This is a genomic window from Tunicatimonas sp. (genome assembly GCF_049647865.1).
GTDB lineage: Bacteria > Bacteroidota > Bacteroidia > Cytophagales > Cyclobacteriaceae > Tunicatimonas.
In genome coordinates, this window is sequence record NZ_JBARYM010000261.1 from 1 (window position 1) to 7608 (window position 7608).

General features: G+C 43.5%; 8 protein-coding genes. All 8 read left to right on the forward strand.

Annotated features, from left to right (window positions below; translation table 11 throughout):
- The first annotated feature begins 130 nt into the window (after positions 1-130).
- Positions 131-757, forward strand: coding sequence for a rhomboid family intramembrane serine protease (locus WBA23_RS08050; RefSeq protein ID WP_424581759.1), 627 nt, complete (start codon positions 131-133; stop codon positions 755-757).
- Between the two features lie 125 nt (positions 758-882).
- Positions 883-1170, forward strand: coding sequence for a hypothetical protein (locus tag WBA23_RS08055; RefSeq protein WP_424581760.1), 288 nt, complete (start codon positions 883-885; stop codon positions 1168-1170).
- Positions 1170-4259: a hypothetical protein gene (locus WBA23_RS08060; protein ID WP_424581761.1), complete on the forward strand. Its 3090-nt coding sequence runs from the start codon at positions 1170-1172 to the stop codon at positions 4257-4259. The genes WBA23_RS08055 and WBA23_RS08060 overlap by 1 nt, the downstream gene beginning before the upstream one ends.
- Positions 4259-5254, forward strand: coding sequence for a mechanosensitive ion channel family protein (locus tag WBA23_RS08065; RefSeq protein WP_424581762.1), 996 nt, complete (start codon positions 4259-4261; stop codon positions 5252-5254). The genes WBA23_RS08060 and WBA23_RS08065 overlap by 1 nt, the downstream gene beginning before the upstream one ends.
- 73 nt (positions 5255-5327) lie before the next feature.
- Complete coding sequence (locus WBA23_RS08070) at positions 5328-5534, forward strand: hypothetical protein (RefSeq protein WP_424581763.1); 207 nt, start codon at positions 5328-5330, stop codon at positions 5532-5534.
- 95 nt (positions 5535-5629) lie between these two features.
- Positions 5630-5857, forward strand: coding sequence for a hypothetical protein (locus WBA23_RS08075; RefSeq protein ID WP_424581764.1), 228 nt, complete (start codon positions 5630-5632; stop codon positions 5855-5857).
- Positions 5858-5889: 32 nt separating this feature from the next.
- Positions 5890-6981 (forward strand): aminotransferase class V-fold PLP-dependent enzyme, encoded by a 1092-nt coding sequence (locus WBA23_RS08080; protein ID WP_424581765.1) that lies wholly within the window; start codon positions 5890-5892, stop codon positions 6979-6981.
- Between the two features lie 271 nt (positions 6982-7252).
- Positions 7253-7608 (forward strand): hypothetical protein (locus WBA23_RS08085; RefSeq protein ID WP_424581766.1); only part of this gene is annotated, 356 nt, incomplete at its 3' end.

Genomic DNA, 7608 nt, shown 5'->3' on the forward strand with positions numbered 1-7608 from the left:
GTAGATAATGGTGGAGTGGGAAAGCGGAAGTATAAACCTTAGTAGCTAATAACAATCGAGCCATTCTATCATTCACCCCATTGACCAATAACATTTAGCAATTGAACTATCGAACCATCGAGTTAAATACATGAATTTATCTATCACTACTATACTTATTATTATTACAGTGGCAGCGAGTTTGTTTGCCTGGAACAAGCCTGAAATTTTACAACGGTGGATGTTTAATCCGTACGCTGTACAGACCCGACGAGAATACCATCGCTTTCTCACATCAGGATTTATTCATCAGGATTATCTGCATCTGTTTTTCAATATGTTTACACTGTACTTCTTCGGAAGTATGATCGAGCAGATTTACGGCTATATATTTGGTGATTGGGGCGGGGTGATATACATTGTTATGTACCTAGTAGCCATTGTGGTAGCTGATTTTAGTACTTACCGAAAACACAAAGATCACCCAAACTATAACTCGCTGGGGGCTTCGGGCGGAGTGGCAGCGGTAGTATTTAGTGCTATTTTATACGATCCTACTAACAATATTTACTTATTTGCCATCATTCCTATACCCGGTTTTATTTTGGGAATATTGTTTTTAATGTATTCTTTCCAGCGCTCCAAACAAACAGGCGATCGCATCAACCACGATGCTCATCTGTGGGGTGCATTGTTTGGGGTAGCCTTCACTATTCTACTTAACCCGGAGGTGGTAACCCGTTTTATTCAAGAAATTATGAGCTTTCAGCCTTTTTAGAAGAAGAGTAGGGAAACAAAAAATTATTTATCCAATCAACTTTCCAAACCTTATATTCGTATATCAAATGTATCGAGAATACAACAAAATTTAGTAATATTTGGAAGTATTAACCATCAACCATTATGACTCAATCCGATAACTTCGAGACCAAAGCTCGAGAAACTTTAAGTGAAATTTACGATAAGATCAAAGAGCTGGAAGATCAGGCAAAGAAAGTTCGAGTAGATTTAGAGGAAAAGCTAGACGAGCAAATGAACGATCTGAAGAGTAAAGATTCTAAGGTGTACAAAACGTTGGAAGATGCCAAACATTCCAGTGCAGCGGCGTTTTATGACATCCGGCAAGGAGTAGAAAAAGCTTCCGAAGCCCTGCGTGAAGCACTCAAAAAAGCGTCGTATCACTTTAAATAGTGGAGATTAGCACTTCCCAACCCGCTCCTTCTCTCACAGAACTCCAGAAAATCCACAACGATGTGCTGAAACTGGGAGAAGAGCACTTGCTTCCGTTGTTGCAAAAGTGGCTGGAAGAAGAAATTGCTTTTGTGCGCCAAGCCCAACAGCAGGCCGAGCAATTCTTTCAGCAGGCTACCGTAGACGAGGGTGTTCAAGATAGAGCTGCTTCAATTCAGGCATATTCAGCGCAAGTATTAGAACTATTAGAAGAGCGCTATCCTCAGCCTAAAGCTTTTCCATTTACTGACCTTTTTCCCGGCTATCTGGAGGCGTTTAGTGACTACTTGCTGGAAGTACCTACCAGCGAACGCCGTGCTCAATCAGAGGTGCGATTTATCGCTCAGGCGGAAGATCGGTGGTTTATCAGGTTTATAAAATTTGGTAAAAGAAAAAGGCGTTGGTTGGGTATTGGCCCCACCCGGGTAAAAAATCGAGTACGCAAGTGGTTTAAAAAGGAACCTCGACCCCTCACCCCTTGGCAGTACGATGTGCCACTACGGAAGCTAGTGCACCTTTCGTTTCAAGAGAACCTAATGGTAACTATGCTACCAGTAGTAGAGGAGGCCTATCGAGTTATTACTAAAACCTCGCGTACACTCTGGCAAGTACAAAGTCAGTTATATAAAAATGTGCATCAGCAACTGGTAAATGGCACTGAGAATGATGAACTAGCCGGTGAAAGCTGGAAAGCACACCAAGAGGAATTTGATTCGGCGGAATGGCAGCTACGGAATTACGCCGAAACATTACCTCAGTCATTAAATAGTATCTTCGCGTATCAGCTAACCATACTGGAGCGGGACTACGAAGTAGCTGGAACCTTAGAATTACCCGCATATCGTTTTCGGGAAGCCCGATTGCGACGGTTGGGAGAGAACAATCAGTCAATTTTTCTAAAGAAAACGCAGGGATGGGCTACTACCCTGTTTGCACTTCACGATGACTGGCGGTTGGATCAGGAGCTCAATCTAGTGAAAGATGCCCTGTGGTTAACCTACTTTGAGTGGATAGAAGAACAGCAAGTTAGATTACGGGATCAGGTGTTCCCTCAGACTGACCGCATGTCGGAAATTATTAAGGAATCGTTGGATCGGGTGGAAGATGTTGCGGAAGATGAACTGAAGCGGGTACTAAGACAAGAGCGCAAGACTATTGACCAGCAGTTGATAAATGAGCTCATTCCGGTAGTCACCTCAGCAATACACCAGCAAGAGTTTGCTACTGCCCTGGGCCAGTTTAAGGAAGCGAGTACAACTGCGGTAGGACAAATTGCCGACCAGCGGGGACTGGTGGCGAGTGATGCGTATGATCAGCCACTGAAAACATCGGATATTGCGTACGTGTCCCCCTGTCAACTGGCCGAATATGAGATGTTACCGCTGTTCAAAGAGGCTTTGTCAGAGATTCAGCGAGAAACTCGCCATCAAGTAAGCGAAGCACAAAAATTGATGCAAGAAATAGGACAAATTTCTTACTTCAGTTTAGACTCTGCTATTTCTGTCTACGGGCGGGAGTCCGAGACATCAGAAGAACCTCAGCAAGTAGCTAGTGAGGGACTCAAGCGAGGACTCACCAACGCTGAGCGATTACACGAACAGCTACAATCACTAATAAAATTTCAGGAAGCTGAGCTACAACAAGCTATTCAGGATTTCTCTCGAAAGCTCACTGAGCTGACGGATAACCACTACGTACTAGAGCTAAAATTGCGGTTGGCGCGAGCACAAGCTACTCAGAAAACCAAAGTATTGCGCGAGAAAACCTTCCGATACGCGCGTTTGGCAATTCCCCGCTCAGCAAAGTTTGTCACGCAAAAGTATCAAGAAGGCGCTCAGCAAATTGGGTTTTACCGCAAGCAAATCGGTATAGAAGCAGGGGGCGAAGTAACTACTGAAATATCTGATTTCTTAGCTGAAACCGATGCCGCTATCAATCGTCTGCCCTATGTTTATCAGCGGCTGTTTAGTGTACAACCATTAAAGGAGTCAGTGTTCTACCGAGAACATCCAGCGGTAATGGCTCGGTTGCAACAGGCCTTTGAAAGTTGGAAACGTGGGTACTACGCCAGCACTATTTTAGTGGGACAAAAAGGGAGTGGGCTTACTACTTTAATTCGTTTTTTTCTAAATAGTTTGCCCCGAACCGAACGCCGAGAGCATACCTTAGTACAGGTAGATATCGATCAGCAAATTTACAGTGAGAACCAGTTTATCGCTTTTTTTCAGGAGCAACTCTCGCCAGAAGAATCATTTACCGACCTTGAAAGCATTGTTAATTATCTGGAAAATGCTGAAACGCAGTATATCTTAATTATTGAGCATTTAGATCACTTCTATCTAAGAAAGGTCGGTGGCTTTCAGTGCTTACGGTGGTTGCTGGAGCTGATCTCTCGTACGCACCGCCAAGTTTTTTGGTTGATGTCTTGCACCCAATATGCTTGGAATTATCTGGATAAAACCGCTCAGGTGGCAGATCATTTTGAATACATCGTTCAGTTACCAGCCGCGCAGGCGGAAGTGGTACGGGAAATTATTCTTAAGCGACACCGGGTAAGTGGCTTTGATATCCAGTATGCTTCGGCAGATGCCGACCGCAGCAACAAGAAGTTTCAGAAGATGGATGCGGCAAATCAACAGGAGTACCTTGAAAACGAATACTTTGAAGATTTGAGGCGTATCACTAAGGGTAATTTCGCAATTGCGTTACTCTACTGGTTGCGCTCAGCGCAAGATGTTACGGATAATCAGATCACGATAGGTAGTTTAAAGTCATTAGACTATTCATTTCTAAAGTCACTGTCGGTACCGCAGATCGCTATTCTACACTCTTTGCTGCTGCACGATGGGCTTACCGCTTTGCAGTTTTCGGAACTATCAGGTCGGCGAAAAAAGGAGTCTGACGGAATTGTAAAAGTACCAGTCAACCTTCAATTGATTCAGTTGCTGGATGATGGCCTATTGGTAAAATCTGGCGATGTATATCAGATACATCCTTTACTCTACCAGCAAGTGGTAGACTTGTTGCAAACCCGTAACTTCGTCCACTAATGCGCTTTATTATTATTTTTCTTCTGCTAGGTACTACCTTCTTCGGCTATGGTCAAAGCGATTCTACTGTAGCTGATTCAACTATAACTACTATTGTTCAGGTAGTTCCCGAAATGGACTCGGTCCGAATGGACTCGGTCCGAATGGACTCGGCTCGCACTGATAGTTTAGTTACTAAAGAAGACTCACTAGTAGAAAGTATTAGCATCGATCAACCACCGTTTCGTATTTCGTTAGGTAAGATTATTTGGAGTCTTATTATCTTCGTAATAGGCTACTTTTTCATTCGGTTTTGCACTCGCTTATTAGGCCTATTAGCCGAACGAAGCACCACTGAGCGGAGAATTACAGTAAAAGGCTTTGTGCCAGTAGTAAGAATTGTGGGCTGGATTATCATAATCTACGTAGTAATTGCTGGTATTATTCGTCCGCCGATAGAAACTGTTTTGGCATTCACTGCTTCGATAGCCGTGGCGGTAGGCTTTGCTTCTCAGGATATTTTGAAGAATATATTTGGGGGTATCGTTATTTTGCTTGATCAGCCCTTCAAAATGGGTGATAAAATTGAGATTGGCTCCTTCTACGGCGAAGTGGTAGAAATTGGATTGCGCTCAACTCGTATTGTCACCCCCGATGACTCGCTGGTTTCTATTCCTAACGGTGAGCTGATGAACCAATCGGTATCTAATAGTAACGCGGGGGAGCCCAACTGCCAGGTAGTGGCCGAAATGTTTTTGCCAATCGATATTGATACCGAACGAGTGCGACATATTGCCACTGAAGCCGCCCAGACTTCGCGCTATATTTTTCTGAATAAACCAATTACCGTACTATTCTTCAACGAAGTAAAAGATCGGCGGCCCTACCTTAAAATGCGGCTGAAAGCCTATGTCATGGATATTCGCTACGAGTTTATCTTTAAAAGCGAACTCACTGAAGTAGTGATGCGTGAACTGCTTTACGAACACATTATCACCGCGGAGGCTTATGAGTAAGTTAATATTAAATCCGCGGTTTTTCGTAATTGTTGCTTAAAACTTTTCTTTCCTATATTAGGTTCATTTAGTTATGAAACAGGTTACACTCAACGTTCCCGACAATCAGTATACCTTCTTCATGGAATTAGTAAGAAAATTAGGGTTAGAACCGGTAGAGGAGGCGGGTTCTGAGCAGCAAGTGCTACAGGGCATTGCCCAGGGTATACGTGAAGTTAAGCAAATAGAAGAAGGTACAAGGAAGGGCACTCCACTCAAGGACTTCCTAGATGAGCTATAGCGTCATTGCTACTGAAAACTTTTTAATGGGAGGCTAATAAGTTATATAAAAAGTGCCGTTTACTGAGAAAGGAACTTGAAGCATTAGGTGAAGAATTGGTCAATAACTCTACTGTTGGTGCTCCTTTAGGTAACAACCTCTACAGAGTTTGCCTATCTATTGCCTCCAAGGGTAAGGGTAAGTCTGGCGGAGCGCGTATTATTACCTGCGTACGTATTTTTCAGCAAAAGGGCTATCTAGTCTCTATTTACGATAAAAGCCAGCTAGAAAATCTCTCTAAACAACATATTGAACAACTGCTACAGCAAGAAGGACTGGGGTGAAGTAGTAGAATTATCACCGCCAAAGCTTACGAATGAACTACCACGAACCTTACCCTGCCCTTCAACAACTTACCTATCTAAATACCGCCTCGTGTGGACTGTTATCCACCAAAACCCAACAGGTTATTCAGCAAGCTACGCAGCAGTACGCGCAGCAGGGCAGCGTTGTCCGGGATGCCTGGTACAGTGAGCTTAATGCTATTCGCCAAATCTCTGCCGAATTTATCGGAGCTAACCCCTCTGAGATAGCGTTGATTGGCAATTTTACCAATGGTATTTATCAGGTAGCGCAACTACTTCAGAACTACCGTCGGGTGCTGGTGGTGGCTGACGACTACCCCTCGCTATTGCTTCCCTGGCATCTGCTGGGCTTTGAAGTTTTTACGGTAGCCGCTTTATCGGACGGTAGCATTCCGGTAGAAACCATTGAGCAAAGCATCCGCCAGCATAATATTGAGATATTAGCGGTAAGTCACGTCCAGTACAGTAGTGGTTTTCGACTGCCATTAAATGAGCTTGGTCAGGTTTGCCGGAGCACCAACACAAAATTAATAGTGGATGCTACCCAATCTTTGGGAGTCATTCCTATTGATTTATATCAAACTCCAGTAGACGTACTGATTAGCAGTGGTTACAAGTGGCTTACCGCCGGATTAGGTAATGGGTTGCTGTATATTCGTCAGGAACTACACGCTGAACTACGTCCGAAGCTATTAGGATTTGGAGCAGTAGGAAGCAGCTTTTCGGCCCAAGCTATTGATAACATTCCATTCACCCCCGAAACATTGGAAGCCGGACACTACAACTTTTTTAGTTTACTGGCTTTAAAGCAAGCGATAGAAGAACTACAGGAGGTAAGGATTAACCGTATATTTGAGAAGGTTATGCAACTGCGTTATCAACTAATTGAGTCGTTGCCTAATAGTGCACAGTTAGTCTCGGATTATGACAACAAGAATTCTTCCAGCATTGTAGTCATTCGTGCTCCGGAAGGTGCCGAGGAACAGCTAAAGACTCAAGGTATTATCACCTCTACTCGCCCGAAGGGATTACGAGTAAGTCCCCATTTTTACAACAGCGGAGCTGATATCCAGCAGCTCTGTTCAGCCCTAGCTACATTGTAGGTAGCGGTTCAGTCTACGTTTATAGTACGGCTTTTCCACTTTACAGCATGCTTTTCCCACCGAGTTTTGTTTTTTCCATTAGACTACGCTTAGTCTCGACGGCAAAAGGGTAAAATAGCTTATACAATGCCATCGAATACCACTCAAGTGCCCTTTTTTACCACCGCATTACTACACTCAACTGAATAGAAAATATTCGCGACTGATAATTTGTAGTATGATCGTATTGATACGGATTTGATTTGAGGGCTTTTTCTATCTTTGCTACTGCATGATGAAAAATAAATCAATTCCCCTAATCGTACTTATTGCGGTGGCCGCCGTTTCAGCGTATCTACTGTTTCGCACGGTGCTAAAACAGAGCGAACACCCAATCACTTTTGAGCTATTTGCCGCTCTGATTGGAGTGAGTATTACCATTCTGCTTACCAGCATTCTACTGCGTCGCCAAACGGTAGCTGAGCTACGTAAAGAAGAGAATGTGCTTTTCCTAGACATGAAAATGAAAGTCTATCTGGAGCTAATTGACCAGCTTCAAGATATTATGGCGAAGAAAAATATCTTGGAAGAAGACATGATTGAAATTCGGCTACTGAACCAGAAAATAGCTTTTATAAGTAGTCAGGA